The following is a 24,019-nucleotide window of genomic DNA, read 5'->3' as shown; positions in this document are numbered from 1 at the left end:
CGGATCCGCCAGATGTGCGTGGCGCTCTCGCGAATCGGATCGGCGTTCATCGGACCCGTCCCGGTCCTGCGCACCACGAGCCCTCGTCCTGGTCGACCTGGGGCCGGTAGAACGGACAGAAGAAGCATTCGTCGCCGTCGGGGTCCTTCGGGGTGTCGATGAACCGCAGCTGGCCCGCGATGACCTGGTCGGCCAGGGCGTGGCGCCGCGCGGTCTCGGCGAAGGTGTCCTCCAGCTCGGCGAGGATTGCGGGCAGCAGCGTCATGCCGTCGCTGGTGACCTCGCGCTCCCAGACGTAGAGCCCGTCGAGACTTGCCGCGGTTCGGGGGTACGCCGCGAGCGCGACCCGGCGCACCGGCAGGCCCAGGCGCAGGTAGCCGAGCCCGTAGAGCAGGAGCTGGCGGCGGTACTTGCGCGGCGGCGCCTTGCGGACCTTGTTCATCGACGTCGCGCCGAGGAACTTGTGGTCGACGACCGCCTGCTCCTGGGCGTCGTAGAGGTCCGCGGTTCCGGGGTGATCGGGGTGCGGCGCTACCTTCTGCTCGGCCAGCCAGCGCAGTACGCCGCGTCGGGTGTTGTCGGCCGTGAACGCCTCTTCGGCCCAGGCGTGGCAGGCGGTGCCGACGATGGAGGGCCACGGGTCGCTGACGTGGTTGGTCGCCGGCAGCGCGGCCATCTTCCCGACGACCTGCCGGTCGCACGAGACGCCGAGCTCGGACGGGCCGAGGTGCTGCTGCAGCGTCCGGGGCGCCCGGGCCGCGTGGTCGAGGAAGACGCGCTTCAGCTCGATGGCGTACGTCGAGGCCCAGGCGCTCGACCCCGATGGCGACGACTTCGCCGCGCTGGCCATGAACTCCCCGGGCGAGATCGGGTCGGCGTAGACGGTCGGCTGCGTCACGGCTGGCCGTCCTTGCGCATCTCGTCCGCCACCTGCTGGTAGGCGTCGCGCTGAGCGCGCATCATCGACGCGACCTCGGACAGCGTCAGCCGGCATCCGGGGAAGGTCTGCGCAGTCTGGTCACACCCCTCGGCGACCCCGCTGAACGAGGCGGCGATGAGATCCAGCACGTCCGGGCCGGCGCCTGCGTCTCGGACGGCAGCCGTGACCTGGTCGACCTGGTGCTGAGGCATCCGAAAGCCGCTCACGCCGACCACGCCTTCGCCGCGTCGAGGCGCAGCTTCAGCTCTCCGAGCGTCTCCATCCACGACCCGCAGACCTGCACCCACGAGCAGCCCGTGGCGCCGTCGGGGCCGGCGTGATCGAGCCGGTGGAAGACGTTCTCCGGCTCGCCCACGACGATGACCGGGATGCCCTTGGCCAGCGCGTAGCCGGTCTCGACGTGACGCCCCCCAGACGCCGCGTCCGCCACCGACATGCCGAGCGAGGCCGCGGTGAACAGGACCAGCACGTCGCACCGCTCGATGTCGTCGAGGTCGGTGGCCGCGTGCCGGGCGACCTCGGCTGGGTCCAGGCCCGGCGCCGAGCCGAGCGACGCGGGACCGATGGCGTGCTCCTCGTCGAGCCAGGACGCCGTGACGTCGAGCCCGATGCGCACGAGGTCCTCGGCGTACTTCCTGACCAGCCCCCGAGCGGCGTACGGCGCGGCCAGGTAGGCGCGCAGGACCCGACCGTCCTGGGTGCTCACTGGTCACCGCCAGCTGCGCCCTCGACCACTACCTCGATCGGGTGCTGGACAAGGTCGGCCGGCACGTCGATCACGGCCTCGGGCTCGAAGGCGTCCCAGCCCTCGACCGGGATCCTGAGCTTGACCTTGACGACGATGCAGCCGGGCGCGGCCTGCTCCGGCTTGCGCTGGGTCGCTCGGACCACGCGGGCCTCCGAGGCTGTGTACGACAGCCGGCGCTTGAGCTCGACCTGCAGGTACGCCGTGGCCTCGGCGGCCTTCGCCTGGCCGGTCATCGGGCGTCGTCCTGCCCGGTCGCGCAGCCGACGTGCAGCGCCACGCCGCGGCGGAACACGATGCGGTCGCCGACCTTGATCCCGGCCGGGCACCGCGGGCAGTCGCTCGGGAACGACGCGGCCATACCGGGCTGCGGGTCGGTGGCAGTGCGGCGGCTCATCGCTTGGCCGCCTGCAGGTAGCCGCGAGCGGCGTCGTACGCGTCGTCTAGCGAGCCGTTCGCTTCGCCCGCGAGGTTCCCGATGATCGAGTCCTCGGCGTCGCCGCCAGCGGCCTCAATCGCAGAGACGATCGCGTTGAGTAGCGAGTCGTCGTCGAGGTCGAGCGGAGCGTCGAATCGGGACACGACGAGCCAGGTCTTGATCTCGCTGCTCATCACTCACCACCGCCCGGGACCACGCGCAGCGACCAGGAGTCGCCCTGCACGGCGTACGCCGCGTAGATGTAGGGCTGCTCGGCCTTGAGGCGCTTGGAGTCGACGCGCCAAGGCCGGGAGTTCGTCGCGCGGAGGGGCGGGCCGTACGGGCTGCGCAGCTCGACGCGCAGGTTCGCCGGGTCGCTGGCGGCGGCGATGGCCAGCATCTCGGCCTTGATGCCGTCGGTGATCGCCTTGTAGTGCTCGTCGGCGGCGTCCTTTGCGGCCTTGGCGTCGGCGTACTGCGCGTGGAGCGAGGCCAGGCGGTCCTCCGGGCCGGGGACAACGGCGAACGGCGCCGGCTCGGCCTCGCTGCCCTGGTCGACGGCGGGCTGGGGGATCGGCTGGGCGCTCACTGGTCGTCTCCGCTCGTGCGCAGGTCGATGTCCGGGATGATCTGCTCCGGCTTGAAGGTCAGCCGGTAGTGGTAGGCGTCGGCCTTCACCGGCTCCAGCTGCTCGACCACGACGGCGACGCGGTTGCCGTTGGTGTAGATCTGGTGGCGCTTGTACGCGTCCGCGCCGTTGCCGTCGGCGACCTTGCAGGTGACGAGCACGCGACCGGACTTCGGCGTGATGTCGCACCGGCCCTCGATGGACAGCAGGTAGGCGTCGGTCTGGGTGTTGACGGCGACCACCCGGCGGTTGACCTCGAAGTTCCTCGCGGACTTGTCAAGGTTCTGGTTGACGATCTCGGCGTCGTCGGAGCACGCGGCCAGGCCGGCGACGGCGAGTGCTCCGGCCGCGGCGATGGCGGCGATGCGGGTCTTGCTGGTCATGCGGGGTTCCTCCCTGCGGAGTCGGTTGGAGTGGTGCAGAGGGCGTTCGTGCAGGCGCAGCGGACGACCTCGTCGGTGGTCGGGTCGAGGGCGCGCCCGTCGCAGTTGACGTGCTTGCCGTTGGTGCACTCGGGGCAGCGCGGGGTGCTCATGGGCGCGCCCTGCCGGTGAGCAGGTCGAGCAGCAGCCACAGGCCGAGGCCGATCGAGGCGAGGAAGACCAGGCAGGCGAGGCCGGCCCACTGGTCGGGGTTCACTTCGCGCCGCCGAAGTTGTAGACCGCGAGCATGCCTTCGTAGGTCGGCAGCGACTGGGCCGCCTGTGCGAGCTGAGCGGTGGCGTCGGCCTGAGCGAGCGTCGCGTGTACCTGGGCCGCGATGAGCACCGGGCTGAGGTCAACGTGGGTGCTCTGGGCGACGACGACCGGCCTGAGGCCTACCCTCTCGGCGAACCGCGTCTTGATCTCCTCGGCCTCCTTGGCAGAGATCGCACGAGGAACCTCGACCACGGCCACGTCGTCGACGAGGGCCAGCAGGCGCTCCGCCTCGCGGTAGTGCTCCGGCCCGTTCACGCCGTGGCTCCGGCAGCGACGAGCCCGGGGCTCACCTCATGGCACAGCTCGCGGCTGTGGCGGATGAACGGCGCCGGAGCGGTGGCCCCGACGTTGTGCGGGCGGACCTGCAGCACGATCGCGTCGCTGTCCACGGGGAGCGCCGCCTGGCCGCAGCCGCACGCCTCGTCACCGGGGTGCAGATGCAGGCAGCTCGACGGCTGGTCCAGCGAGCCGGCGCAGTGCTTCGGGCGGAAGTAATCAGGGGCTGGGTCGGTGCGGGTGAAGGGCGGCACCGTTCGGTGGAGGATGTGCTTCGGCTCATCGATCAGGACCAGCTCGCGCCGGGAGAATGGCAGGGTGACGGTCTTCGCTGTCCCGTCCGGTTCGGTGATGAGCACAGGCGCCTTGAACTCGACGTACAGCGCGGTGACGCCGGTGTGCGTCACCTTGCCTATGCGCCCGCCGTGCATGCCGAGGACGATGCGGACCGAGTCGCCCGCCTGGATCCGGCGTGTGACCGGGGCGGTCACCGGTTCGCCGCCTTGCGGGCGCGGTGGCCGCCGACCTTCACAGGCGCCGGGTGCCGGTGGATGAACTCCGGCGCAGGCGCCTTGACGCGCCGCAGATCGAGCGTGATTCCGTGTGCCACGTGAGACACTTCCTTTCGTTGGTGGGTCCGGTCGCTGCCAGGCGATGAGCCGGACCCGCTGGCTATTTCTGGGGGTTCTGCCGGGCCGCTAGGTGCGTCTGGCCCGGGCGAGCGCGATCACGACGGCCGTGACGATCGCCAGCACGCTGAGGCCGCTGACGGAGGCCAGGACGACGGCGACCGCGGTGCTCACGCCGCGCTCTTCTCGGTGCGCACGGGCGTGGCTGCGGTGAATGGCCGGCGGCCGGGAGGCGCTAACAGTGCAGCGAGGCGCCGGGCCTGGTCATCGGTGAGCCTGGGAGCCGTCGCGACGAGACGCCGGAAGTAGTCGGCGTTCATCTCCGTCGGCATCACGCCGGCACCGATGCTGCGAGGTGGTTGCCGATCGCGAGCGCGACGAGCTGGATCCAGTTGGCGGTCGGCGTGACCAGGTCGTTCTCCGCCCGGGAGAGGTAGGACGGGCTGATGCCGGCCGCCTCCGCGACGTCCTCCAGGGTCATGCCAGCCGCGATGCGAAGGGCCCGGATCGCCGCCCCGGTTTGCTGCGTTGCTGTCATGGGAAGAAACGTAGATCGTTTCTTCCCACATGGGAAGTCGTGTGGTCGGATTTTTCCCCCTTGCCTTGCCAAATGGGAAAGAACCGTGGACAGTTTCGTTCCATGGACATCCGCGAAAGGGCCACGTTGGGCCCGCTGATCCGCGCGGCACGGGAGGGCCGCGGCTGGAGTCAGGACGAGCTCGCACGGCGAGCTGCCACCTCGCGCCGGACGGTCGGCTCGATCGAGCGTGGCGACACCACAGGGCAGAAGAAGGTCCTTCAGCGCGTCCTCGACGCCCTGGGAGTCGTAGACGGCTTGGTCGCCGAGCCGGACGTGAAGACGTTCGTCAAGACCATCACGCCTTTGCTGCAGCGCCTCGCCGAGGAGGAGCGCGCTCAGGTGATGCCGGCGATTGTTCGACTGGTGGCTGACGCGCTCGCCCAGCACTCGGCGCCCACGAACGTCGTTGCGTTCCCAGTTCCGTCGGGCCCTGGCCGTACCGTCACCGACGCTGACTTGATCGGTCAGCGGTCCGTCGCAGAACCAGAGCGCGAGGACCACGAAGGTGACGAGGACCCGGGAGAGGCGTGAGCAGTCCGTATCTGCTGCTGGCAGCTATGCCGGAAGTCCACCTGCACTGGACCGACAACCCCGAAGTGCTGCAGGGCCGCCGCGCCCGCTGGTTTCCTGACCAGCAGGTCATCGCGATCGACAAGAGGCTCCGTCGTCTCAAGGCCCGCTGCAGCCTGGCCCACGAGCTCGCACACATCGTCTTCGGAGACGTGTGCGGCGCTGAGGGCGGCCTCTACGACTACCGCCGCGAACTCCGGGCCGACGAGTTCACGGCCCGGCTCCTGCTGCCCGACCTCGACGAGCTCGCACGAACTATTGTGGTCACCTGCACCGACGGCCACGCCGCCCGCGAGCTCAACGTGACCTTGGGCCTCTACCGGACGCGGCTCGACACCCTTCACGACGACGAGCGAGTCGTGATCGACCAGTACGTCGTCGGCGCGGTCGGCGAGTGGGGGGCCTGAGCGTCGGACTGCGTCAGCCTGTTGCCCTCCACTCGATCCGGAGCATGTCGCTCCACTCGATTCCGGACTCCGTGACCGACACGGCGTCGGGGTTGAACCGCCTGCCTGTGCCCGCCGGCAGCACGGTGATGACCATCAGCAACTCAAGGACCGACCGCTTCACCTCGAGCGGAGCCTCGTCCCATCTCTGTTGAGCCTCAGGCCCAAGCAGGTCGAGTAGGCCGTCGCGAGGTGCGCACGCCGCCCTCTCGGCCTTCCATTCCTGGGTCTGGGGGAGCAGCCGGGCGTTCAGGCGGTCGACCTGAGCCTCGGTCCACGCGCCGTCCATCATCTTGTCGACGGCGCGCGCCATCTGAGCCTCGGCCTCGTCGAGCAGTCGACACAGTTCCTCGGCTCGGTCAGGGTCGCCGGTCGCCAAGAAGCGCAGCGCGTCCGGCTCTTCAAGGCGGGCAATCACGGCGCCAGTCACTAGGCGGTCGAGCCGATCCTGCTTGCGCGCGACCCGCATGCACGGCTGGCACTGGTAGCGCCGGGGCATGTGCTTGCCCTTGTGCTCGGTCGCGACGATCGACCGCATCGGGCCGCCGCACAGCCCGCACCTCGCGATGCCCGAGAGCAGGTGCTTGCGCGTGGCGCCCTTGTCGCCGGAGCCGATCCGCCGGCTCGGGTCGGTGAGGGTGGCGACGACACGGTCGTGCGTCCCCTCGTCGTAGATCGGCTCCCACGTGCCCTTCCCGATCGGCTTGCCGCGGTGGGTGCGCAGGCCGGCGTTGCGATCGCGGAGCATGACCTGGCGCAGCTGGGTGCTCGACCACGGATGCCCCTTCGGCGACACCTTCCCCGCCTCGTTCAGGGACCGGGTGACGGACCGCAGGGACTCGCCGCGCAGGAGCCGCCGTGCCACCTCGCGGATGAGGTCGGCCTCCGCGGGCACGATCTCGTCGCGGCTGTCGACCATGCGTCCGTGCTCGTCGAACTCGCGCACGCGCCGGTAGCCGTAGGCGACCATGCCGTGCGGCCGGCCCGACCTGGCGAGAGCGTCGGTGTTGCGCTTCGAGCGCAGCGAGGTCTTCTCGCTCTCGTATGCAGAGTCGGTACCGTCCTCGGCCAGCGCCTTCCAGTCCCGGGCGTTGCCCAGGTTGTAGAGCCGCTCGTGCGAGACGACGTGGATCCGCACGCCGACGTCTCGGGCGAGCTCGAGCATCGCGGCCCAGGTCGACAGGCGGCGGTCACCTCGCGACGACTCCCACAGGATGAGGATCTGGCAGCGCCGCGCGGCCAGGTCAGCCAGGAGCTGGTCCCAGCCCTCGCGGGCCTTCGTGCTGAACCGCGACGCCGAGGTGCCGTCCTGGTAGGTCCGGCCGATGATCCAGCCCTCCTCTGCGCAAAGCGCGCGAGCGGCGTCGAACTGCTGCTCGATGGAGGCCTTCTTGCCGTGCGACTGCCGGCCGTAGATCGCCGCGACGACGCCTGACTCGCTCATGTCAGGAGAGTATCAAGTAAATATTGACCCCGGTCGTCTTCCTCATCTTGCCCACGACGGTGCTCTTCGCGTTCTGGCCCGGCCTGATCGGGCTGTCCCTGAGCTACTGACGCCACCTCATCTCGGAAGGAAGCACGTGACGAGACGACCACACCACCAACGGGGCGACGTCCCCGGCTGGGTGCTGATCACGATCATGACGATCTCGATCGGCGTGGCCCTGTGGGGCATCGCCCAGCCGCAGCTGGTCGGGATCCTGCAGTCGGCGCTCGACTCGGTCAGGTGACCCGCGGTGCTGAGGGCCGCGGCTCGGCCCTGGTCGACGTCACCCTGGTGACCCTGGTGCTGGTGCCGCTCGTGCTCGGGCTCCTCCAGGTGGCGCTCGTGCTCCACGTCCGGGCGACCCTTGCCGCCGCGGCGTCCGAGGGCGCCCGGCTGGCGGCGACCGCCGACCGGGAGCCGGGTGACGGGGTCGCCCGGACCCGTGCGCAGATCGCGGACGCCCTGGCGGCGCGGTACGCCGAGGACGTCGAGGCCCACCGGGTCCTCCTCGACGGTGCTCCGGGCATCGAGATCGTGGTCCGTGCCGAGGTGCCGGCGCTGGGCCTCGGTGGGCCGGCGGTCGGGCTGACCGTCACCGGCCGGGCCGTCGAGGAGGACCCGCGGTGAGCCGACCGGGTGGCGACCAGCGGGGCAGCGGGCTGGTCGAGCTGGTGTGGTCGGGCCTGGTGCTCCTGCTGCCGCTGCTGTGGGTGGTGCTCGCGGTCTCGGAGGTGCAGCGCGGCTCGTTCGGGGTCAGCGGCGCCGCCCGCGCAGCGGCCCGTGCGTATGCGCTGGCGCCCACCGACGCTGCCGGCGAGCAGCGGGCCGGCGCGGTCGCGCGGCAGGCACTCGCCGACCAGGGCCTGGTCGACGTACCCGTGGACGTGACGATCACCTGCACGCCACGCCCCAGGACCTGTCACACCGCTACGTCGGTCATCACGGTCCGGGTCTCCTCGGCGGTCGACCTCCCGCTGCTGCCCGACCTGTTCGGTCTGGGCCGGCCGCGGTTCGCGCTCGACGCCGAGGAGAGCGTCCCCATCGGGCGCTACCAGGAGGTGGCCCGGCGATGAGCCGCGGCAGCTCCACCCCGCTCGTCCTCGGGTTCGCGGCGATCGTGCTGCTGCTCGTCGCCGCCGTCGTGGATGCCAGCGCCGCCTACCTCGCCCGCCAGCGCCTCGACGCCCTCGCCGACGGCGCCGCGCTCCAGGGGGCCGACCTGGGGGCCCAGGGCGCCGACGCGTACGCCGGCGGCCTGGGCACCGCAGACCTGGCGATCTCGAGGCCCGAGGCCGAGGCCGCGGTCCGGTCCTACCTGCGCGCCAGCGGCGCGGCGGCCCATCATCCGGGGCTCCGGGCGACGGTCCGGGTCGACGGCGACCGGCTGGTCGTGGAGCTGGTGGCCACGATCGAGCTGCCGCTGCACCTCCCCGGTGCTCCGGCGACCGCGTCCGTGCGCGCGGTCGGGTCCGCGGTGGTCGATCCGGAGGCCGAGTGACCTGGACGGACCGGATTCGTTGAGCCGCCACCAGAGTGCGTGCCTCGCGGCGCGCGCGGCCCAGACCGCCGATGGCGGGCCGGGGCGTCCCGTCGTCGCGATGCCGGGGATCAGTCGAGGACGCCGGGAGCAGCGCCCTCGTCGTCGATCCAGTCCTCGCCGTCGTCGAACAGGTCGCGGTCCTGACCGTCCTTGCCGTCCTCGCGGCGCCGGCCGCGACCGCCGGCCGCACCCGCCGCACCGCTGCCGCGGCCGCCGGCGCCACCGCGCCCACCCCGACCCGCGCCGCCGCGGCCGGTGCCGCGTCCGACCGGGCTGCCCGGCGTGCCGGCGCCGGTCCGGCCCAGCGAGCCGGGCCCGCCCGCGCGGGTGCTGGCACCGATCGAGCCGACGCTGCTGCCGCTGAGACCGCGACCGCCGACCAGGCCGCGCAGGCCGCGGACCAGGCCGGGAGCGCCGAAGACGCCGGCAGCCGCGCCGCCGAGAACGGCGGGACCGACCGTGAAGCCGTGGTCGCCGACGCCGCCGGACCCGCCCGGACCGGGGTCGAGCGGCGGGAGGTCGGGGGTGAGCGTGTCGATCGGCGGCGGGTTGTACGCCGGCCCGGTGCCGGGGTGACCGGGCCCCGGCCACTCGTCGCCGGGGTCACCCGGGATGTCGATGTCGGGGCCGGGCGGGTCGCCCGGGTTGGTCCCGATCCAGGTGCCGACCGGCGTCGAGCGGGGCGGCAGGTGGTAGCGGGGGCCCCCGGGCCCGGTCCCGGGACCAGGACCGGGGCCCTTCCCCTTCGGCTCACCCTCGATCTTCTGGAACGCGGTGACCGCGGCCTCGTACTTCTCGAGGAGGGTCTTGATCTTCTTGCGGGCCCGCTCGTCCGCGTCGCCGTAGGCGGTGACCTTGTCGTTGTAGATCGACCGGTCGTCGGCATACGTCGCCAGGTTCTCGGCGTCCTTGTCGGGGTCGTTGGTCAGCTCGGGGGCCGTCGGCGCGTCACCCGGCTCGCCGGGCGGGTTCTTGGCCTCCTGCTCGGCGGCGTACATCGCGGTGGACGCATGGGTGAGCGCCGTCGAGACGTCGGCGAGCTGGGCCTGCCGCTCATCGACCCGCGCGGCGGCCAGGGTGAAGGACTCCTTCACCTTGTTGCGGGTCTCGTCGCCGCCGATGCCCTCGGGGATCGCCAGGCTCGCGGTGTTGAGCGCACTGCCGATCTTGGCGAGCGCCTCGGACGTGCCCTGCCAGGCGATCTGCGCCGTCAGGACGTCGTCGCTCGACATGCCGTGGGTACGGCGGAGCAGGTCGTTGAGATGCTGCCCGGCCATCAGATGTCACCCCCGTCGGTGCCGGTGCTGCCGGTGGGCTGGGGATCCGGGTCGCTGTCGACGCCGAGGTCGAGGCCCTGGGCGCGCAGCAGCGCGTTCTGCAGGTCGGTCTGGGCCTGCTCGTCGGCGCCCACGATCACGTTCTTCGCGGCCAGGACGGCGTCCTGGAAGACGCCGAGGTCGTCGCGCATCTCGACGAGGGAGTCGACGATCACGCCGTGGGCGCGGGCATGCTCGCCCGCGAGGAGGCTCGACTCCTGCCCCTGGCCGTAGGCCGTCGCCGGGACGGCGCCGTCCTTGGTGAACGTGACGCCCTGGAGCTCCTTGATCTGCTCGTCGAGGGTGTTGTAGACCGCGGTGACCTGCGCCTCGACGATGATCAGCTCGAGGGCCTCCATGCCGGCCAGGAAGGCCGGGTTGAAGAGCACGGGTGGCACGAGGGGGATGACGGATGGTCCGAAAGTCATGGTGAGTCCTTCGAGGTCCCGAGGAGCGGTCGACGGGTACCGGCTACCCAGCGACGTGACGATGCAAACGACGATGTCACACTGGTTCCTCCGATCCTGTTCTGGAGGGTGGGGGATGATCTCTCGGGTGCTGCGACCGGTGCCGGTGACCGTGCTCGCGGCCGCGCTGGTGCTGACGCTGGCGGGCTGCTCGGACGACGACCCGACGACCGGCGGGAGCACGCCCACCGCGAGCGCGACCGGCACGACCGATGCCTCCTCCGATGCCCCGTCGCCGGTCCCGGAGACCCCCTCGGTCACCCCGGCGACCGGCCAGGAGCTCGGCGTCGAGGGGGTCAGCATGCGCCTGGTCGACGCGCCGGACTGGAAGCTCTCCACGTTCGGTACGACGCTCGGCGCGATCCGCCGGCTGCCCTCCGGCGGCGTCCTGTCCGTGCTCGTCTCCGACATCCTGGCGCCCCTGGGAAGCGACACCGAGGCGGAGGCCGAGACGTTCGCGAGGAACCGGACCCACGACCGGATCCAGACCGAGCGGGTCGCCGACCGGGTGGTCGACGGCGTGACCTGCTTCGTGTTCGAGGGCCACCTCGACGGCGACCGCCGCTACGTGATCGGCGCGGTCGTCGGCGAGCGCTACTTCACCGTCGACTTCACCCTCCCGCGCGACGACCCCGAGGCGGATGTCATGTTCGAGCGGATGTTCGCCACCATCGACGTCAAGGGCTGAGGGGCCCCGGCTCGGTGATTCGGGCGCCGCGCCGTAACCTTGCTCCTTGTGGCAGGCCCCGACTACGACGCCGAGATCAAGCAGCTGACTGCGACGATGCACACCATCGAGCAGGTTCTCGACCTGCCCAAGATGGAGCGCGAGATCGCCGACCTCGGTGAGCAGGTGGCGGCCCCCGACCTGTGGGACGACCAGGCCAACGCCACCCGGGTCACCGGCCGGCTCTCCTCGCTGCAGGGCCAGGTCGAGCGGTTCCGCGGCCTCCAGCAGCGCATCGAGGACCTCGGCATCCTCGCCGAGCTCGCCGCCGAGGAGGGCGACGCCGAGACCCTGGCCGAGTCCGACGCCGAGCTGGGCCGGGTCAAGACCGCCGTCGAGGGCCTCGAGGTCCGCACCCTGCTCTCGGGCGAGTACGACGAGCGCGAGGCCATCGTCACCATCCGCTCGGGTGCCGGCGGTGTCGACGCCGCGGACTTCGCCGAGATGCTGATGCGGATGTACACCCGCTGGGCCGAGCGCAACAAGTACCCCGTCGAGGTCTACGACGTCTCCTACGCCGAGGAGGCCGGCATCAAGTCGGCCGAGTTCGCGATCCACGCGCCGTACGCCTACGGCACCCTCTCCGTCGAGGTCGGCACCCACCGCCTGGTCCGGATCAGCCCCTTCGACAACCAGGGCCGTCGCCAGACGTCGTTCGCCGCCGTCGAGGTCGTGCCCCAGCTCGAGCAGACCGACGAGATCGAGGTCGACGAGAACGACATCCGCACCGACGTCTTCCGTTCCGGCGGACCGGGCGGCCAGTCGGTCAACACGACCGACTCCGCGGTCCGTCTCACCCACATCCCCACCGGCATCGTGGTCTCCTGCCAGAACGAGAAGTCGCAGCTGCAGAACAAGGCCGCCGCGATGATCGTCCTCAAGGCCAAGCTCCTCGCGAAGAAGAAGGCGGAGGAGGCGGCGCTCAAGAAGGACCTCAAGGGCGACGTCGCCGCGAGCTGGGGCGACCAGATGCGCAACTACGTCCTCAATCCGTACCAGATCGTCAAGGACCTGCGTACCGGCTACGAGACCGGCAACCCCCAGCCCGTCTTCGACGGCGAGATCGACGGCTTCCTCGAGGCCGGGATCCGCTGGCGCCGCGGCGCTGAGGGTGCCGACGTCGGCTGACTCCCGTGACCCGGGCCGCGCCGGCCCTCAGCGTCCCCTGGCCGGCGCCGAGCGCGGGCTGAACGCACCCCACCCGGCCTCGTTGCGGGCCTTGACCCGCACCACCCACCGCCCGGCGCGGGGCAGTCGGATCTCGGCGGCGGTCGTGTCACCGGGCAGGGTGGCGGTCCTGGTGCGCGCGACGACCCGGCCGCGGGCGTCGAGTCGGAGGGCCCGCAGGACGTAGCCGGTGATGGTCTCGCCGCTGGCGGGCGGGGTCCAGCGCGCGCCGACGGTGATCCGGCCGCCGCGGGCGCCCTTGCGCACCGAGGGCGCGTGCGGCCTGCCGGGCCGGGAGATGGGCAGCGCGAGCGACGCCGGGAACGGGACGACGTCGGCCGGCTCGAGGGCGACCTCGGTGTCCGGTGGGACGGGCACTCCGGTGCCGCCGGCGCAGCCGGCCATCAAGACCCGGTAGCGGCCCAGGCTGCCGTAGTCGTCGTACCCGCCGGTGGACCAGCCGGTGGCCCCTCCGGCATCGGAGCCGCCGCCGGACACCGCCAGGTAGTACGGGCCGCCGACGAGGGGGACGGTGAGGGAGGCGCCCATCCCGGTGGGCGTGCCCGACGTGGTGCGGCCGGTCTGGGGAGCGCCGGCGGCCAGGAGGGCGCCGGTGGCGTCGCGCAGCTCGAGGACGATGTCGAGGTTCGGCCCGATGGCGGCGGGAGAGGCGGTGGCGCTGAGCATGCCGAGGCAGTCGGTGAGGGCGTACCAGTCGCTGTCCGCCGGGCTGGAGATGATGCCGCCGTCGTCGGGCAGCGTGGTCGGATCGGCGGCCGTCGCCGGCGTGCTGCCGGCCTCGTCGGTGCGCAGCGACAGCCCGTGCGCGCCGATCACCGCCAGGTCGTCCTCGTGGTTGTCGGCGCCGGCGTAGTCGCCCTTCGACCACTGCGTGACCGCCGAGGAGTAGGGACTGCCCATGATCGGTCCCCACAGCGCCGTTCCCGTGTAGTAGCCGCTGCCGACCGTGCCGTCGTGCGTGAGGCCCAGGGTGTGCCCGGCCTCGTGCGCGGCCGCGTCGGCCATGTACTTCGCCTTCTGGCCCAGGGCCGAGGGGAACACCCAGGCAGGGCTGTGGACCTCGCCGGAGGCGATCTCGTCGTAGGTGCCGATCCAGGCGATGCCGCCGCACGCGCCGCCGCACAGCCGGGCCTGCACGCCGCCGTCGTTGGTGAACGCCACCCGAGCGCCGTACGTCGGGTCGCCGCTCCAGCTGCGGAACAGGCCGCCGTACCGCGGCTCCTGGGTGGTGACGTCGACGTCCCAGGGAGCGAAGTCCTCGGCGACCCGGGCCCAGACCTCGCGGATCACGGTCTGCTCGGCGTCGGAGAACAGCAGGGCCAGCGCGTCCAGGGACCAGCCGCCGAAGAGCAGGCTGTTGAGCCCGTTGAGGAGCCAGGAGTTCGTGGCGAGCAGGCTGCCGCCGTCGAAGTCGAGGTAGATGGTGCGTGCCGCGCCGGGCCGGCTGTGCAGGGCGAAGGTGTCGACGCCCGCGGTGGCGGCGAGGGCCTCGGCGACCGCGGGCTCGGTGCTCTCGGCGGCAGGCGCCGAAGCGGCTGGCGGCTGCCACGCGTCGACGGCGAACAGGGTGCCGTCGCTCGCCACGTCGAGGGAGGGATCCAGCCTGCCGGGACCGGTGTCGGCAGCGGCCTGCGGCAGGGCGAGCACACCGGCGGCAAGGGCCAGCCCGGCGAGGCCGGTCGCCGCGCGCAGGAGGTGCTGCATGAGGGCCCCATCGGCTCCCGCGGGCAGGGGTCTGAAGGGTCGCCGTCAGGTCGGGACGATCGTCCCGGCCGCTCAGGTGAGCGGGACCGACGCCGCCTGCGCGACGGCCACGCACCAGCGCCCCGCCCGGTCGACCAGGTCGTCCTGGGCGACGTCGGCGGGCAGGGTGAGGCTGCAGGCCAGCCACGCGTCGCCGAACAGGCCCCGGAAGGACACCGTCTGCACGCCGTCACCGGGACAGAGCGTGCCGGACGAGGGCGCGCCGTACGCCGGCGCGGCGGGCAGGGCGGTGCAGGTCCTGGTCACCGACGCCGTGGCCATCGCCTGCGCCGCATCGGCGGTGATCGGCGGGGCGAAGACCCAGCCTCGGGCCTCGCCGACGACGCCGGCGTCGGCGGGGGAGAAGCGGCAGCCGTACTCGTGGGCGACGTCGCCGCCCGGGAAGGCCTCCGACTGCTCCCCGTTGTCGTACGCCGCCAGCGTCGCCTCCGCGCCGAGCGCCTTCGTCACCGCCGCCGCGGGCACCAGGTCGCAGAACGGCGCGCGCTGTACGACGGCCTTCGCACTGTCGAAGTCGGCCAGCGGGGTGCCCTGGTAGGGAGCGGGCTCGCGGGTCAGCGTCACGTCGCCGGACCTGGCCACGCCGACGGCGACGGTTCCGGCCGTGATCAGCGCTGAGAGGAGCAGCGCACGCAGGACCGTCGGCACGGACGTCACCCTACCGACGGGGTGTTCAGATGCCGCGACGTGACGTGTCGGACACCCGGGCGACCCACCGGCGACGGGTCCACCGGTCGGCTTCGGCCGTGGCGTACCGTCTGGTCGGTGATTCGCTTCGAGAAGGTCACCAAGCGCTATCCCGGCCCCGGCCGGCCGGCGCTCGACCAGGTCACCCTCGACATCGACAAGGGCGAGTTCGTCTACCTCGTCGGCACGTCGGGGTCCGGCAAGTCGACCGCGCTGCGGTTGGTGCTGCGCGAGCTGCGCCCGACCACCGGCCGGGTCCACGTGGCCGGCAAGGAGATCAACCGGATGGCCGGCTGGAAGGTGCCGCGGCTGCGGCGCCAGATCGGGACCGTGTTCCAGGACTTCCGACTGCTGCCGAACAAGACCGTCGCCGAGAATGTCGCCTTCGCCCAGCAGGTGATCGGCAAGTCGCGCCGCGAGATCGGCAAGGTCGTGCCCGAGACGCTCGAGCTGGTCGGGCTCAAGGACAAGGGCGACCGGATGCCCGACGAGCTGTCCGGCGGCGAGCAGCAGCGCGTGGCCATCGCCCGCGCCTTCGTCAACCGGCCGATGATCCTCATCGCCGACGAGCCGACCGGCAACCTCGACCCGGCCACCTCGGTCGGCATCATGAACCTGCTCGGCGACATCAACCAGACCGGTACGACGGTCGTGATGGCCACCCACGACCACGGCATCGTCGACCAGTTCACCAAGCGCGTGATCGAGCTCGACCACGGCAAGGTCGTGCGCGACGAGGCGTCCGGCAGCTACGGCTTCCAGCACTGATCCGGACCGATCCAGAGAGCCTTCCTCATGCAGCTTCGCTATGTCTTCACCGAGCTCCGCACCGGCCTGCGGCGCAACCTGTCGATGCACCTCGCGGTCATCCTCACGCTCTTCGTGTCCCTCTCGCTCGCCGGCATCGGCATCCTCGTCCAGCGCGAGGCCACCGTCGCCCGCGACAGCCTCGGCGACGAGCTCAAGATCCTGGTCAACCTGTGTACCGACGACGACCCGTCCCACAGCCCGAACTGCGCGAGCGGTGAGGTGACCGCCGACCAGCAGCAGCGCATCGAGGAGGAGATCGACGACAACGACGAGGTCCGCTCCTTCGCCTACCAGTCGAAGGAGGAGGGCTTCGAGAAGGCGAAGAAGACCCTCCCGGAGTCGACGTACACCGGACCCGACCCGATCGTGACGGCCGAGGGCTGGCCGGCGGCGTACTGGGTGACCCTGAAGACACCGGAGCGCGCCGACGGCATCATCAGCGCCCTCGCGGGTCTCGACGGCGTCTCCGGCATCAAGGACCAGCGCAAGGCGCTGGGCCAGATCTTCGGGATCATGACGGTCCTCAAGTACGGCTCGTGGATCGGCGCCGGGTTCCTGCTGTTCGCGGCCCTGCTGCAGGTCACCAACACGATCCGGCTGGCGGCCCTGGCCCGGCGCCGCGAGATCGCGATCATGCGGCTGGTGGGCGCTTCGACGCTCTACATCGCGCTGCCGTTCCTGCTCGAGTCGCTGGTGGCCGCGATCGTCGGCGTCGCCCTGGCGGCCGGCGTCCTGGCGGCGTTCCAGCACTGGGGCGTCGACCAGGCGCTGTCCGACCATGTCTCGTTCCTGCCGTGGGTCGACTGGAACGACTACACGCAGGCGCTGATCGGGCTGTTCCCGCCGGGCATCGTGCTGCTCGGTCCGGCCCTGACCCTGATCCCGACACTCCTGCTGACCCGCAAATACGTCAAAGTCTGATCCGCGGCGGATACGGTCGAGGAGTTCACTTCCCCGAACGCTGATTGGTCTGACTGTGCGCTTCTTCCCCAGCGCCCCCTGGCTGCGCCGTGCCCTCGACAGGCTGCCCGTGTGGGCTCATCCCCAGTGGTTGGTGACCGCCGTCGCCACCCTCGTCGCCGTGGCCGGGCTGGCCGTCCCGCTGGCCCACGCCGACGACCGCGACGACCTCAAGGACAAGCAGAACCACGTCAAGGGTGAGATCGCCAGCGTCAAGGGCGACATCCACGAGGCCAGCCAGCAGGTCGCGAAGATCGCGAAGCGGCTCGAGAAGGCCAAGGCCCGGCTGGGCAGCGCGCGCGCCCGGCTCGCCTCGGTTCAGGCCGATCTGGCCGACGCCCAGGCCCAGGCCGCGACCCTGGCCACCCAGCTGGCCGATGCCCAGACCCAGCTCACCACGGCCCGGGCAGCGCTCGCCCAGGCCCGCGCCGACGTCGCCGCCCAGCGCATCGCCAGCCGCGACACCGTGATCGGCGTCGCGACCGCGGGCGACACCCGGCTGGCCCTGCTCTCGGCGTACGCCGACGCGGGCGACATCGAGGACGTGCTGATGGGCGAGACCGCCAACGACCTGGTCATGGGCCGCCAGCACGACGCGCTGGTGGCGCTGGTCGCCGCCGAGGACGCGATGCGCGAGCAGCGCGCCGCCGTACGAGCCGCCCGCGACCAGGTCGCGGCCGCCAAGTCGGCCGCCGACGACAACGTCGCGACCGTGCGGGCCCTGGTCGACCAGGCCGCCGCCACGGAGACCGAGGTCGCGAACCTGGTCACCCACAACAAGGGCCTGCGCAAGGAGGTCGTCGCCGCCCGCGAGGCCGACCGCAAGGCGCTGCGCCGTCTGGAGAAGCGCGAGGCGAGGATCCGGCAGAAGATCATCGAGCTGTCGAAGAAGCAGGGCGGCAGCTACAACGGCGCCACCGCCGGCCTGCTCGCCCGTCCCGGCCCGGGGCCGGTCACCTCGCCGTACGGCTACCGGATCCACCCGATCTACGGCTACTGGGGCCTGCACAACGGCACCGACTTCGGCACCGGCTGCGGTGCCGCGCTGTGGGCCGGCGAGTCCGGCACCGTGATCGATGAGCACTACGACGAGATCTACGGCAACCGCCTCTACCTGGCCATCGGCAAGGTCAACGGCGCCGACATCGTGCTGGTCTACAACCACATGAGCAAGTACGCCGTGAAGCAGGGCGCGAAGGTCGCCCGCGGCCAGGTCGTCGGGTACTCCGGCTCCACCGGCTGGTCCACGGGCTGCCACCTGCACTTCATCGTGATGCGCAACGGCGACACCGTCGACCCGATGGGCTACCTCTGACAAACCCCGTTGCGGCGTACTGAGAGAATCGGGGCATGGCCAAGAAGTCGGGTGCGAAGCAGGAGGACGCGAACGGGCGCAAGCTCGTCGCGTCCAACAAGAAGGCGCGCCACGACTACCACATCGAGGACACCTTCGAGGCCGGCATGGTGCTCCAGGGCACCGAGGTGAAGTCGCTGCGGATGGGCCGCGCCAGCCTGGTCGACGGCTTCGTCGACATCGAGGGAGGTGAGGCCTGGCTGCACGGTGTCCACATCCCCGAGTACGCCCAGGGCACCTGGACCAACCACGCCGCGCGCCGCAAGCGCAAGCTGCTCCTCAACCGCGTCGAGATCGACAAGATCGAGCGCAAGGTCAGTGAGAAGGGGCACACCGTCATCCCACTGTCGCTCTACTTCGTCAAGGGCCGGGCCAAGATCGAGATCGGCCTGGCCAAGGGCAAGAAGTCCTGGGACAAGCGGCAGGCGATCGCCGAGCGCACGGCCGACCGCGAGAAGCAGGAGGCGATCGGTCGCCGGCTCAAGGGGATGAGTGACTGACGACCGGGCGGCGGACGCCGGCGCGGTGCGGGCGTTCTGGGAGCCGCTCGGGCTGCCCGGACTGTTCGACGTCCACACCCACTTCCTGCCGCCCAACATCCAGCGCGCCGTGTGGGCGGTGTTCGACGAGGCGGGGCCGAAGATCGGGCGGCCTTGGCCGATCCGGTACCGGCACTCGCCGCAGGAGCGGGTCGCCCTGCTGCGCGACTTCGGGGTCCGGGCCTTCCCGACCCATCCCTATGCTCACAAGCCGGGCGTCGCGTCGTACCTCAACGAGTGGTCGCGCGAGTTCGCCGCCGGTGTGCCCGAGGTGCTGCGCTCGGCGACGTTCTATCCCGAGCCGGAGGCGGCGTCGTACGTCGCGGAGCTGGTGGCCGACGGCGTACGGATCTTCAAGATCCACCTCCAGGTGGGCGAGTTCGTCGCCGACGACCCGGTGCTGGACCCGGTCTGGGGCGTCCTCGAGGATGCCGGCACGCCGGTGACCGTCCACGCCGGCTCGGGCCCGGTCGGAAACGAGTTCACCGGCCCCGACTCGGTGGCCCGGCTGCTGCGCCGCTTCCCGCGGCTACGGCTGGTCATCGCCCATCTGGGCGCGCCGGAGTACGAGGACTTCCTCGCGCTCGCCGAGCGCTACGAGAACGTCCACCTCGACACCACGATGATCTTCACCGACTTCTTCGACCGCGACGGCGCCTACCCGACCGTCCTGCTGCCGCGGCTGCGCGACCTGCGGCCCAAGGTGCTGCTCGGCTCGGACTTCCCGACCATCCCGTACCCCTACCACCACCAGCTCGAGGGACTCGCCCGCCTCGACCTCGGCGACGACTGGCTGCGCGACGTGTGCTGGCACAACGCCGTGCGGCTGCTCGGTCCGCCGCCACCCGCTGGGTGAGCGGCTTGTTCACGGGCTCCTGACGTGATGCTCCGGGGTGCAGGTTTCCCAAGGGATGCAGGAGAACCGACGCTTCCCCGTTCAAATTTGGACGGGGAAGCGTCGACAGCTCTGCATCCCTTGGGAAACCTGCACCCGGCGCTCGATTCCGCTACCCCCGGATCGGTGGTCATGGTGGCGACGTCGAACCCCCTGATCCGCCCGGCTCCGAGAAACCGGGTGGGGAATGTCGGCCGGTGTCGGTAGTGTTGGGCCCACACAACTCAAAAGGGGCTGATCGGTTTCGACTTGGGACGTTTGTTCCAGGGGAAGCGGGTCGAGAAGCCAGCGTCATCTCGTAAACGATCGCTGGAAACCTATAACTGCCAACGCTAAGCGCAGTTCCTTCGCTCTCGCCGCCTGAGCGGTGATCGAAGCGTCTGACCGGGCATCCGTCTCCGTCCCGGACCCAGGCGTCATCTAGGAGACTTGCTGCTCAGCTGCCGTCAGGGTGGCTGATCGGGACTCAAACCTGACTGGGCCTGTCGACGACGTGTTCGTGCGAGCGTCGGGGCCGAGAACACGCCACCACGGACTGCACCCGGAGAAGACCTGGCTCGGCGCTCGAGGACCGGGGTTCGATTCCCCGCAGCTCCACCTTCACGAGGCGGACCGCGCCTGCACACCTGCAGGCGCGGTCCGCCTCGTCCTGTCGGGTCAGGCGTTCGCCGCGGCGGTGACCGCGGCGGCGACGGGGACGCGCATGCCCCCAATCTACGGGCGCAATCTACGGGCGCACCGTCAAGGTCTGGGCGATGGTGCCGAGCGGGCCGTCCTCGTCGTGCATCTTCGAGCTGGTGACGCCGATCCCGCCGGCACCGTAGGACTGGGTGGTGTCGAGCCCGAGCCACCCGTCGGCCGGGGCGTGCAGGAAGTGGGCGGTCAGGTCGAGGTTGGGGAAGGCGACCTTGGCGGGGTCGGTGCGTACGGCGATCCCGTTGGTGACGTCGATCAGCCCGGCGACCGCGGCCAGCCGGCTGACCGGCTCGTCGGCGACCAGCTCGTGCGGCGTGCGGACCCAGACCATCGATCGCCCCGGGCCGAGTTCCTTGCGCCGCACCTCGATCGAGGCGATGAACCCGCCCGGCCACAGCCCCGCCATGTCCCACGGCTCCATCTCGTGCGGACCGGGGATCGACGGGAGGTCGGTGCCGGCGAGTGGAGTGGTGTCGTGCGGCTCGACCAGCCAGGCCCGCAGCACGACCACCGACCGGCCGGCGTACGACGCCGTGGCCTGCACCAGCTCGATGGTGCGCCCCGGCCGGAGCACCTCCACGGCGATGTCGAGGGGCTCGATCGGCACCGTGCCGAGGATGTCGTACGACAGCCGGCTCACCACCAGCCCGTCGGAGCGCCGGGCGTCACGGTCGCGCTCGACCTCGTGGGCGAGGATGCCGAGCGCGGGGGCGATGTGCTGGGTCGTGCGGTCCCAGGCGCCGCCGACATGCACGGTCGGGGTGAGGGTGTGCGGTGCGGTTCGGTGCCAGTACGCCACCGGGCCATTCTCCCCGGGGCCGCAGGTGCGGCGTACCCCCGAACGGAGGGTGGGGGATGATGCAGTCATGCCTGCCTCGCACGACACCGCCGCCGCCGTCACATTCGTCTGGCTCGGCATGGTGCTGGCGATCTCGTTCATCGAGGCGCCGGTGAAGTTCCGGGCGCCGGGCGTGACGCTCAAGGTCGGGCTGGGCATCGGCCGGCTGGTGTTCCGCGCGCTCAACGCCTGTGAGCTGGTCCTCGCCGTGGCGCTGGTGATCGCGCTGCTCGTCGGCGATCCCGGCCGCGGCGCGGGCCTCGCGCTGGGCCTGGCCGTCGCGGTGCTCCTCGTCCAGCTGGTGCTCGTCCGGCCCGCGCTGACCCGCCGCTCCGACGCGGTCCTGGCGGCGCCCGAGGGCGTCGACGGGCCGGGCTCACGGGCCCACCTGTGGTACGTCGGCGCCGAGGTCGTCAAGGTCGTCGGCCTTCTCGTCGGCGGCATCCTCCTGCTCGCGAGGTGAGCGTCGTGGCGGACTGCGTCTTCTGCTCCATCGTCGGCGGCGACACCGCCGCCGACGTCGTCCTCGACGAGCCCGACCTGCTCGCGTTCCTCGACCGGCGCCCGGTGTTCAAGGGTCACGTCCTGCTCGTGCCCCGGACCCACGTCGTCACGCTGCCCGACCTCCCGGCCGGGCAGCGAGACGGCTTCCTGGGCGCCGCGCAGCGTCTCGCGACCGCGGTGGTCGCGGGTCTCGGCGCGCAGGGCAGCTTCGTGGCGATGAACAACGTGGTCAGCCAGTCGGTGCCGCACCTGCACCTGCACGTCGTCCCCCGGACCAAGGGCGACGGGCTGCGCGGCTTCTTCTGGCCACGCACGAAGTACGCCGCGGGGGAGTCCGCGGAGTATGCCGCCCGCCTGCGCGCCGTGCTGGCGTCGTAGGCTGCGGCCGATCGTCTACCCGAGTTGAGAGGTCAGCACCCATGGGTCGTTTCGACGGGCGAGTCGCCGTCATCACCGGAGCCGCGCGAGGGATCGGGTTCGGCACCGCGAGCCGGTACGCGGAGGAGGGTGCCTCGGTCGCGATCGTCGACCTCGACGAGGCTGCCGCTGCGGAGGCGGCGGCGAAGCTGTCGTTGGTCGAGGGCGCGAAGGCCGTCGGCGTGGGCGCGAACGTGTCCGACGGCGCCTCGGTCGAGGCTGCCGTGGAGCGGGTCGTGTCCGAGCTGGGTGGGATCCACATCCTGGTCAACAACGCGGGCATCACGCGCGACAATCTGCTGTTCAAGATGACCGAGGACGACTGGGACCTGGTCATGGGGGTGCATCTGAAGGGTGCGTTCTTGATGACCAAGGCCGCGCAGAGGCACTTCGTGGAGCAGAAGTACGGCAAGGTCGTGAACATCTCCTCGATCTCCGCACTCGGTAACCGGGGTCAGGCGAACTACTCGGCGGCGAAGATGGGGGTTCAGGGCTTCACCCGGACCCTGGGCATCGAGCTGGGGCCGTTCGGGATCAACGTGAACGCGGTCGCTCCGGGGTTCATCGCGACCGAGATGACCGATGCGACCGCGGCGCGGCTCAAGCTGGACGTGGAGGAGTTCCGTCGGCTCAACGCCGAGGCCAACCCGGTCAAGCGGGTCGGCTTCCCCTCGGACATCGCGGCCGCGGTGACCTTCTTGTCGAGTGACGAGGCGTCGTACATCACCGGTCAGACGCTCTACGTCGACGGCGGCATCAGCCTCGGCACCTGATCGTCCCCGACCGAGCCGCCCCCGCGACACGCGGGGGCGGCTCCGTCGTCTGGGTCGCGGGTGGGTCAGACTTGCGGCGTGCGTCCTTCGATCCTCCGCCGTGCCCTGCCCGCCTCGCTCGTCGTGCTGAGCCTCGCGCTCGCCGGCTGCGGGGGCGGTGACGACGGCGAGAAGAAGTCGAGTGGCGGGGGCGAGACCCCGCCGACGGCCAGCGAGACCCCGGCGCCGCCGGCCACGTGGCCGCTGACCGGTGAGCTGACCCGGGGCGGGGCGGACCCGGCGCGCAAGCACCCGGCGTACATCGTCAAGATCGACAACTCCTCGGCCAGCGACCCGCAGATCGGCGTCGGCAAGGCCGACCTGGTCGTCGAGGAGCTGGTCGAGGGCGGCATCACCCGGCTCGCGGTGTTCTTCTACCAGAAGCTGCCCGAGCAGGCCGGGCCGGTGCGCTCGATGCGGCTCACCGATGTCGGCATCGCCAAGCCGCTGGGCGCCACCATCATCACCTCGGGCGCGGCGCCGGTGACGCTCAACGGCCTGCGCAAGGCCGGCATCAAGTTCCTCGACATGAACAACCCCAACGTGGTCCGGGTTCGCGACGGCGTCCACGACTCGCTGCACAGCGTGATGGCCGACCTGAAGAAGATCGGCGCCTCGGCGCGCGGCACCGCCACCCGGCCCGACGACTACCTGCCGTTCGGCGACACCCCGCTCCCGGTGGGCGCGCCCGCGACCACGCTCGACGTCAAGCTCTCCGCGGGACGCACCTCGCGCTGGACCTACGACGGCTCGAAGTACGTGCTGCAGAACGGCTACATGGCCGACGGCGACGTCTTCAAGCCCGACACCGTGATCGCGGCGACGGTGCGCACCAGCCTGGCGCCGTACTCCGACCCGGCCGGCAACCCGGTCCCGGTCTCGCACTTCGAGGGCAAGGGCAAGGCGGTCATCTTCCACGGCGGCCAGGCCGTCGAGGTCACCTGGGAGAAGGCCGACGAGGGGGCGGAGCTGACCTTCAGGGACGCCGCCGGCAACGAGATCGAGGTCCCGGCCGGCAAGACCTGGCTCGAGCTGGTGCCCGGCAAGGGCGCCGCGTCGACCGGATCGGTCACCTACAACTGACCTGCG

At 71.3% G+C, this 24,019-nt stretch carries 36 protein-coding genes and 1 other RNA gene; 18 read left to right on the top strand and 19 right to left on the bottom strand.

The genetic code is table 11. The features are described from left to right. Window positions 1-46: 46 nt before the first annotated feature. The 13 genes from ACUP6Y_RS16925 to ACUP6Y_RS16865 form a co-directional block, all read right to left on the bottom strand. Window positions 47-898: a hypothetical protein gene (locus ACUP6Y_RS16925; RefSeq protein WP_462551979.1), complete on the bottom strand. Its 852-nt coding sequence runs from the start codon at window positions 896-898 to the stop codon at window positions 47-49. Continuing rightward, window positions 895-1,131 carry a hypothetical protein gene (locus tag ACUP6Y_RS16920; RefSeq protein ID WP_462551978.1) on the bottom strand — a complete coding sequence of 79 codons (237 nt, stop codon included), beginning with the start codon at window positions 1,129-1,131 and terminating at the stop codon, window positions 895-897. The genes ACUP6Y_RS16925 and ACUP6Y_RS16920 overlap by 4 nt, the downstream gene beginning before the upstream one ends. Before the next feature lie 11 nt (window positions 1,132-1,142). Beyond that, on the bottom strand, window positions 1,143-1,646 hold the full coding sequence (locus ACUP6Y_RS16915; protein WP_462551977.1) for a hypothetical protein: 504 nt from the start codon (window positions 1,644-1,646) through the stop codon (window positions 1,143-1,145). Next, the gene (locus tag ACUP6Y_RS16910; RefSeq protein ID WP_462551976.1) at window positions 1,643-1,921 is read right to left on the bottom strand and encodes a hypothetical protein; all 279 of its coding nucleotides are present in this window, start codon (window positions 1,919-1,921) and stop codon (window positions 1,643-1,645) included. The genes ACUP6Y_RS16915 and ACUP6Y_RS16910 overlap by 4 nt, the downstream gene beginning before the upstream one ends. After that, window positions 1,918-2,082 (bottom strand): hypothetical protein, encoded by a 165-nt coding sequence (locus ACUP6Y_RS16905; RefSeq protein WP_462551974.1) that lies wholly within the window; start codon window positions 2,080-2,082, stop codon window positions 1,918-1,920. The genes ACUP6Y_RS16910 and ACUP6Y_RS16905 overlap by 4 nt, the downstream gene beginning before the upstream one ends. Beyond that, window positions 2,079-2,297, bottom strand: coding sequence for a hypothetical protein (locus ACUP6Y_RS16900; protein ID WP_462551973.1), 219 nt, complete (start codon window positions 2,295-2,297; stop codon window positions 2,079-2,081). The genes ACUP6Y_RS16905 and ACUP6Y_RS16900 overlap by 4 nt, the downstream gene beginning before the upstream one ends. Continuing rightward, window positions 2,297-2,692, bottom strand: coding sequence for a hypothetical protein (locus tag ACUP6Y_RS16895; RefSeq protein ID WP_462551972.1), 396 nt, complete (start codon window positions 2,690-2,692; stop codon window positions 2,297-2,299). Before ACUP6Y_RS16895 ends, ACUP6Y_RS16900 begins: the two co-directional genes overlap by 1 nt. Continuing rightward, window positions 2,689-3,114: a beta-sandwich lipoprotein gene (locus ACUP6Y_RS16890; protein ID WP_462551971.1), complete on the bottom strand. Its 426-nt coding sequence runs from the start codon at window positions 3,112-3,114 to the stop codon at window positions 2,689-2,691. Before ACUP6Y_RS16890 ends, ACUP6Y_RS16895 begins: the two co-directional genes overlap by 4 nt. Beyond that, window positions 3,111-3,266 (bottom strand): hypothetical protein, encoded by a 156-nt coding sequence (locus ACUP6Y_RS16885; RefSeq protein ID WP_462551970.1) that lies wholly within the window; start codon window positions 3,264-3,266, stop codon window positions 3,111-3,113. The genes ACUP6Y_RS16890 and ACUP6Y_RS16885 overlap by 4 nt, the downstream gene beginning before the upstream one ends. A 100-nt stretch (window positions 3,267-3,366) precedes the next feature. Then, window positions 3,367-3,684, bottom strand: coding sequence for a hypothetical protein (locus tag ACUP6Y_RS16880; RefSeq protein WP_462551968.1), 318 nt, complete (start codon window positions 3,682-3,684; stop codon window positions 3,367-3,369). After that, window positions 3,681-4,196 (bottom strand): hypothetical protein, encoded by a 516-nt coding sequence (locus ACUP6Y_RS16875; protein WP_462551967.1) that lies wholly within the window; start codon window positions 4,194-4,196, stop codon window positions 3,681-3,683. The genes ACUP6Y_RS16880 and ACUP6Y_RS16875 overlap by 4 nt, the downstream gene beginning before the upstream one ends. Further along, the gene (locus ACUP6Y_RS16870) at window positions 4,193-4,315 is read right to left on the bottom strand and encodes a hypothetical protein (protein WP_462551966.1); all 123 of its coding nucleotides are present in this window, start codon (window positions 4,313-4,315) and stop codon (window positions 4,193-4,195) included. Before ACUP6Y_RS16870 ends, ACUP6Y_RS16875 begins: the two co-directional genes overlap by 4 nt. Before the next feature lie 350 nt (window positions 4,316-4,665). Continuing rightward, window positions 4,666-4,872, bottom strand: a complete 207-nt coding sequence (locus ACUP6Y_RS16865; RefSeq protein WP_462551965.1) for a helix-turn-helix domain-containing protein — start codon at window positions 4,870-4,872, stop codon at window positions 4,666-4,668. Window positions 4,873-4,974: 102 nt separating this feature from the next. On the opposite strand from ACUP6Y_RS16865, the gene ACUP6Y_RS16860 reads away from it, so the two are divergent. Beyond that, entirely contained in the window at window positions 4,975-5,445 is a 471-nt protein-coding gene (locus ACUP6Y_RS16860) for a helix-turn-helix domain-containing protein (RefSeq protein WP_462551964.1), read from the top strand. Next, window positions 5,442-5,891, top strand: coding sequence for an ImmA/IrrE family metallo-endopeptidase (locus ACUP6Y_RS16855; protein WP_462551963.1), 450 nt, complete (start codon window positions 5,442-5,444; stop codon window positions 5,889-5,891). Before ACUP6Y_RS16860 ends, ACUP6Y_RS16855 begins: the two co-directional genes overlap by 4 nt. Before the next feature lie 13 nt (window positions 5,892-5,904). Here ACUP6Y_RS16855 and ACUP6Y_RS16850 read toward each other — a convergent pair whose 3' ends face one another. After that, window positions 5,905-7,374 (bottom strand): recombinase family protein, encoded by a 1,470-nt coding sequence (locus tag ACUP6Y_RS16850; RefSeq protein WP_462551962.1) that lies wholly within the window; start codon window positions 7,372-7,374, stop codon window positions 5,905-5,907. Between the two features lie 136 nt (window positions 7,375-7,510). Between ACUP6Y_RS16850 and ACUP6Y_RS16845 the strand changes: the two genes are divergently transcribed. Genes ACUP6Y_RS16845 through ACUP6Y_RS16830 form a run of 4 tightly spaced genes read left to right on the top strand, consistent with a single transcriptional unit; the run spans window position 7,511 to window position 8,914 of the window. Then, the gene (locus tag ACUP6Y_RS16845) at window positions 7,511-7,660 is read left to right on the top strand and encodes a hypothetical protein (protein ID WP_462551961.1); all 150 of its coding nucleotides are present in this window, start codon (window positions 7,511-7,513) and stop codon (window positions 7,658-7,660) included. Beyond that, on the top strand, window positions 7,657-8,043 hold the full coding sequence (locus tag ACUP6Y_RS16840; RefSeq protein ID WP_462551960.1) for a TadE/TadG family type IV pilus assembly protein: 387 nt from the start codon (window positions 7,657-7,659) through the stop codon (window positions 8,041-8,043). The genes ACUP6Y_RS16845 and ACUP6Y_RS16840 overlap by 4 nt, the downstream gene beginning before the upstream one ends. After that, window positions 8,040-8,489, top strand: a complete 450-nt coding sequence (locus tag ACUP6Y_RS16835; RefSeq protein ID WP_462551959.1) for a hypothetical protein — start codon at window positions 8,040-8,042, stop codon at window positions 8,487-8,489. Before ACUP6Y_RS16840 ends, ACUP6Y_RS16835 begins: the two co-directional genes overlap by 4 nt. Then, complete coding sequence (locus ACUP6Y_RS16830; RefSeq protein WP_462551958.1) at window positions 8,486-8,914, top strand: pilus assembly protein TadG-related protein; 429 nt, start codon at window positions 8,486-8,488, stop codon at window positions 8,912-8,914. Before ACUP6Y_RS16835 ends, ACUP6Y_RS16830 begins: the two co-directional genes overlap by 4 nt. Window positions 8,915-9,024: 110 nt before the next feature. On the opposite strand, the gene ACUP6Y_RS16825 is transcribed toward ACUP6Y_RS16830, so the two are convergent. Both ACUP6Y_RS16825 and ACUP6Y_RS16820 read right to left on the bottom strand, forming a co-directional pair. Next, entirely contained in the window at window positions 9,025-10,233 is a 1,209-nt protein-coding gene (locus ACUP6Y_RS16825) for a hypothetical protein (RefSeq protein ID WP_462551957.1), read from the bottom strand. Beyond that, window positions 10,233-10,700, bottom strand: coding sequence for a hypothetical protein (locus tag ACUP6Y_RS16820; RefSeq protein WP_462551956.1), 468 nt, complete (start codon window positions 10,698-10,700; stop codon window positions 10,233-10,235). The genes ACUP6Y_RS16825 and ACUP6Y_RS16820 overlap by 1 nt, the downstream gene beginning before the upstream one ends. A 115-nt stretch (window positions 10,701-10,815) precedes the next feature. Between ACUP6Y_RS16820 and ACUP6Y_RS16815 the strand changes: the two genes are divergently transcribed. Both ACUP6Y_RS16815 and prfB read left to right on the top strand, forming a co-directional pair. Further along, complete coding sequence (locus ACUP6Y_RS16815) at window positions 10,816-11,427, top strand: hypothetical protein (protein WP_462551955.1); 612 nt, start codon at window positions 10,816-10,818, stop codon at window positions 11,425-11,427. Window positions 11,428-11,475: 48 nt separating this feature from the next. After that, entirely contained in the window at window positions 11,476-12,594 is a 1,119-nt protein-coding gene (gene prfB / locus ACUP6Y_RS16810) for a peptide chain release factor 2 (RefSeq protein WP_462551954.1), read from the top strand. A 27-nt stretch (window positions 12,595-12,621) separates the two neighbouring features. Here the strand turns inward: prfB and ACUP6Y_RS16805 are convergent, their stop codons facing one another. Continuing rightward, complete coding sequence (locus tag ACUP6Y_RS16805) at window positions 12,622-14,358, bottom strand: zinc-dependent metalloprotease family protein (RefSeq protein WP_462551953.1); 1,737 nt, start codon at window positions 14,356-14,358, stop codon at window positions 12,622-12,624. Window positions 14,359-14,430: 72 nt separating this feature from the next. Beyond that, window positions 14,431-15,066: a hypothetical protein gene (locus ACUP6Y_RS16800; protein WP_462551952.1), complete on the bottom strand. Its 636-nt coding sequence runs from the start codon at window positions 15,064-15,066 to the stop codon at window positions 14,431-14,433. A 117-nt stretch (window positions 15,067-15,183) separates the two neighbouring features. Here ACUP6Y_RS16800 and ftsE point away from each other — a divergent pair, with 117 nt between their 5' ends. The 6 genes from ftsE to ssrA all read left to right on the top strand — a co-directional run bounded on the left by ftsE (window position 15,184) and on the right by ssrA (window position 20,263). Beyond that, complete coding sequence (gene ftsE, locus ACUP6Y_RS16795; RefSeq protein ID WP_462551951.1) at window positions 15,184-15,873, top strand: cell division ATP-binding protein FtsE; 690 nt, start codon at window positions 15,184-15,186, stop codon at window positions 15,871-15,873. A gap of 27 nt (window positions 15,874-15,900) precedes the next feature. After that, a complete protein-coding gene (gene ftsX / locus ACUP6Y_RS16790) occupies window positions 15,901-16,836 on the top strand; it encodes a permease-like cell division protein FtsX (RefSeq protein WP_462551950.1) in 936 nt (311 codons plus the stop codon). 55 nt (window positions 16,837-16,891) lie between these two features. Then, window positions 16,892-18,190 (top strand): peptidoglycan DD-metalloendopeptidase family protein, encoded by a 1,299-nt coding sequence (locus ACUP6Y_RS16785; RefSeq protein WP_462551949.1) that lies wholly within the window; start codon window positions 16,892-16,894, stop codon window positions 18,188-18,190. Window positions 18,191-18,225: 35 nt separating this feature from the next. After that, window positions 18,226-18,729, top strand: a complete 504-nt coding sequence (smpB, locus tag ACUP6Y_RS16780; RefSeq protein ID WP_462551948.1) for an SsrA-binding protein SmpB — start codon at window positions 18,226-18,228, stop codon at window positions 18,727-18,729. Then, a complete protein-coding gene (locus tag ACUP6Y_RS16775) occupies window positions 18,722-19,624 on the top strand; it encodes an amidohydrolase family protein (RefSeq protein WP_462551947.1) in 903 nt (300 codons plus the stop codon). Before smpB ends, ACUP6Y_RS16775 begins: the two co-directional genes overlap by 8 nt. 269 nt (window positions 19,625-19,893) lie before the next feature. Beyond that, window positions 19,894-20,263, top strand: a transfer-messenger RNA (tmRNA) gene (ssrA, locus tag ACUP6Y_RS16770). A 127-nt stretch (window positions 20,264-20,390) separates the two neighbouring features. Here the strand turns inward: ssrA and ACUP6Y_RS16765 are convergent. Continuing rightward, window positions 20,391-21,158: a thioesterase family protein gene (locus tag ACUP6Y_RS16765; RefSeq protein WP_462551946.1), complete on the bottom strand. Its 768-nt coding sequence runs from the start codon at window positions 21,156-21,158 to the stop codon at window positions 20,391-20,393. Window positions 21,159-21,225: 67 nt separating this feature from the next. Between ACUP6Y_RS16765 and ACUP6Y_RS16760 the strand changes: the two genes are divergently transcribed. The 4 genes from ACUP6Y_RS16760 to ACUP6Y_RS16745 all read left to right on the top strand — a co-directional run bounded on the left by ACUP6Y_RS16760 (window position 21,226) and on the right by ACUP6Y_RS16745 (window position 24,013). Next, complete coding sequence (locus ACUP6Y_RS16760) at window positions 21,226-21,660, top strand: hypothetical protein (protein ID WP_462551945.1); 435 nt, start codon at window positions 21,226-21,228, stop codon at window positions 21,658-21,660. Window positions 21,661-21,665: 5 nt separating this feature from the next. Further along, window positions 21,666-22,079 carry an HIT family protein gene (locus ACUP6Y_RS16755; protein WP_462556752.1) on the top strand — a complete coding sequence of 138 codons (414 nt, stop codon included), beginning with the start codon at window positions 21,666-21,668 and terminating at the stop codon, window positions 22,077-22,079. 41 nt (window positions 22,080-22,120) lie between these two features. Beyond that, complete coding sequence (locus ACUP6Y_RS16750; RefSeq protein WP_462551944.1) at window positions 22,121-22,891, top strand: SDR family NAD(P)-dependent oxidoreductase; 771 nt, start codon at window positions 22,121-22,123, stop codon at window positions 22,889-22,891. 78 nt (window positions 22,892-22,969) lie between these two features. Then, the gene (locus tag ACUP6Y_RS16745) at window positions 22,970-24,013 is read left to right on the top strand and encodes a DUF3048 domain-containing protein (RefSeq protein ID WP_462551943.1); all 1,044 of its coding nucleotides are present in this window, start codon (window positions 22,970-22,972) and stop codon (window positions 24,011-24,013) included. Window positions 24,014-24,019: the final 6 nt, after the last annotated feature.

Source organism: Nocardioides sp. S5-5 (assembly GCF_054954065.1).
The sequence above is the reverse complement of the archived record's forward strand: the minus strand, read 5'-3'. Positions and strand labels throughout refer to the sequence as shown.

Excerpts from the sequence above, each read along its gene's own strand:
- ACUP6Y_RS16920 (WP_462551978.1), bottom strand. The coding sequence starts at position 1,131 with ATGCCTCAGCACCAGGTCGACCAGGTCACGGCTGCCGTCCGAGACGCA.
- ACUP6Y_RS16910 (WP_462551976.1), bottom strand. The coding sequence starts at position 1,921 with ATGACCGGCCAGGCGAAGGCCGCCGAGGCCACGGCGTACCTGCAGGTC.
- ACUP6Y_RS16905 (WP_462551974.1), bottom strand. The coding sequence starts at position 2,082 with ATGAGCCGCCGCACTGCCACCGACCCGCAGCCCGGTATGGCCGCGTCG.
- ACUP6Y_RS16900 (WP_462551973.1), bottom strand. The coding sequence starts at position 2,297 with ATGAGCAGCGAGATCAAGACCTGGCTCGTCGTGTCCCGATTCGACGCT.
- ACUP6Y_RS16890 (WP_462551971.1), bottom strand. The coding sequence starts at position 3,114 with ATGACCAGCAAGACCCGCATCGCCGCCATCGCCGCGGCCGGAGCACTC.
- ACUP6Y_RS16885 (WP_462551970.1), bottom strand. The coding sequence starts at position 3,266 with ATGAGCACCCCGCGCTGCCCCGAGTGCACCAACGGCAAGCACGTCAAC.
- ACUP6Y_RS16865 (WP_462551965.1), bottom strand. The coding sequence starts at position 4,872 with ATGACAGCAACGCAGCAAACCGGGGCGGCGATCCGGGCCCTTCGCATC.
- ACUP6Y_RS16860 (WP_462551964.1), top strand. The coding sequence starts at position 4,975 with ATGGACATCCGCGAAAGGGCCACGTTGGGCCCGCTGATCCGCGCGGCA.
- ACUP6Y_RS16850 (WP_462551962.1), bottom strand. The coding sequence starts at position 7,374 with ATGAGCGAGTCAGGCGTCGTCGCGGCGATCTACGGCCGGCAGTCGCAC.
- ACUP6Y_RS16830 (WP_462551958.1), top strand. The coding sequence starts at position 8,486 with ATGAGCCGCGGCAGCTCCACCCCGCTCGTCCTCGGGTTCGCGGCGATC.
- ACUP6Y_RS16825 (WP_462551957.1), bottom strand. The coding sequence starts at position 10,233 with ATGGCCGGGCAGCATCTCAACGACCTGCTCCGCCGTACCCACGGCATG.
- ACUP6Y_RS16820 (WP_462551956.1), bottom strand. The coding sequence starts at position 10,700 with ATGACTTTCGGACCATCCGTCATCCCCCTCGTGCCACCCGTGCTCTTC.
- ACUP6Y_RS16815 (WP_462551955.1), top strand. The coding sequence starts at position 10,816 with ATGATCTCTCGGGTGCTGCGACCGGTGCCGGTGACCGTGCTCGCGGCC.
- ACUP6Y_RS16805 (WP_462551953.1), bottom strand. The coding sequence starts at position 14,358 with ATGCAGCACCTCCTGCGCGCGGCGACCGGCCTCGCCGGGCTGGCCCTT.
- ftsX (WP_462551950.1), top strand. The coding sequence starts at position 15,901 with ATGCAGCTTCGCTATGTCTTCACCGAGCTCCGCACCGGCCTGCGGCGC.
- smpB (WP_462551948.1), top strand. The coding sequence starts at position 18,226 with ATGGCCAAGAAGTCGGGTGCGAAGCAGGAGGACGCGAACGGGCGCAAG.
- ACUP6Y_RS16760 (WP_462551945.1), top strand. The coding sequence starts at position 21,226 with ATGCCTGCCTCGCACGACACCGCCGCCGCCGTCACATTCGTCTGGCTC.
- ACUP6Y_RS16750 (WP_462551944.1), top strand. The coding sequence starts at position 22,121 with ATGGGTCGTTTCGACGGGCGAGTCGCCGTCATCACCGGAGCCGCGCGA.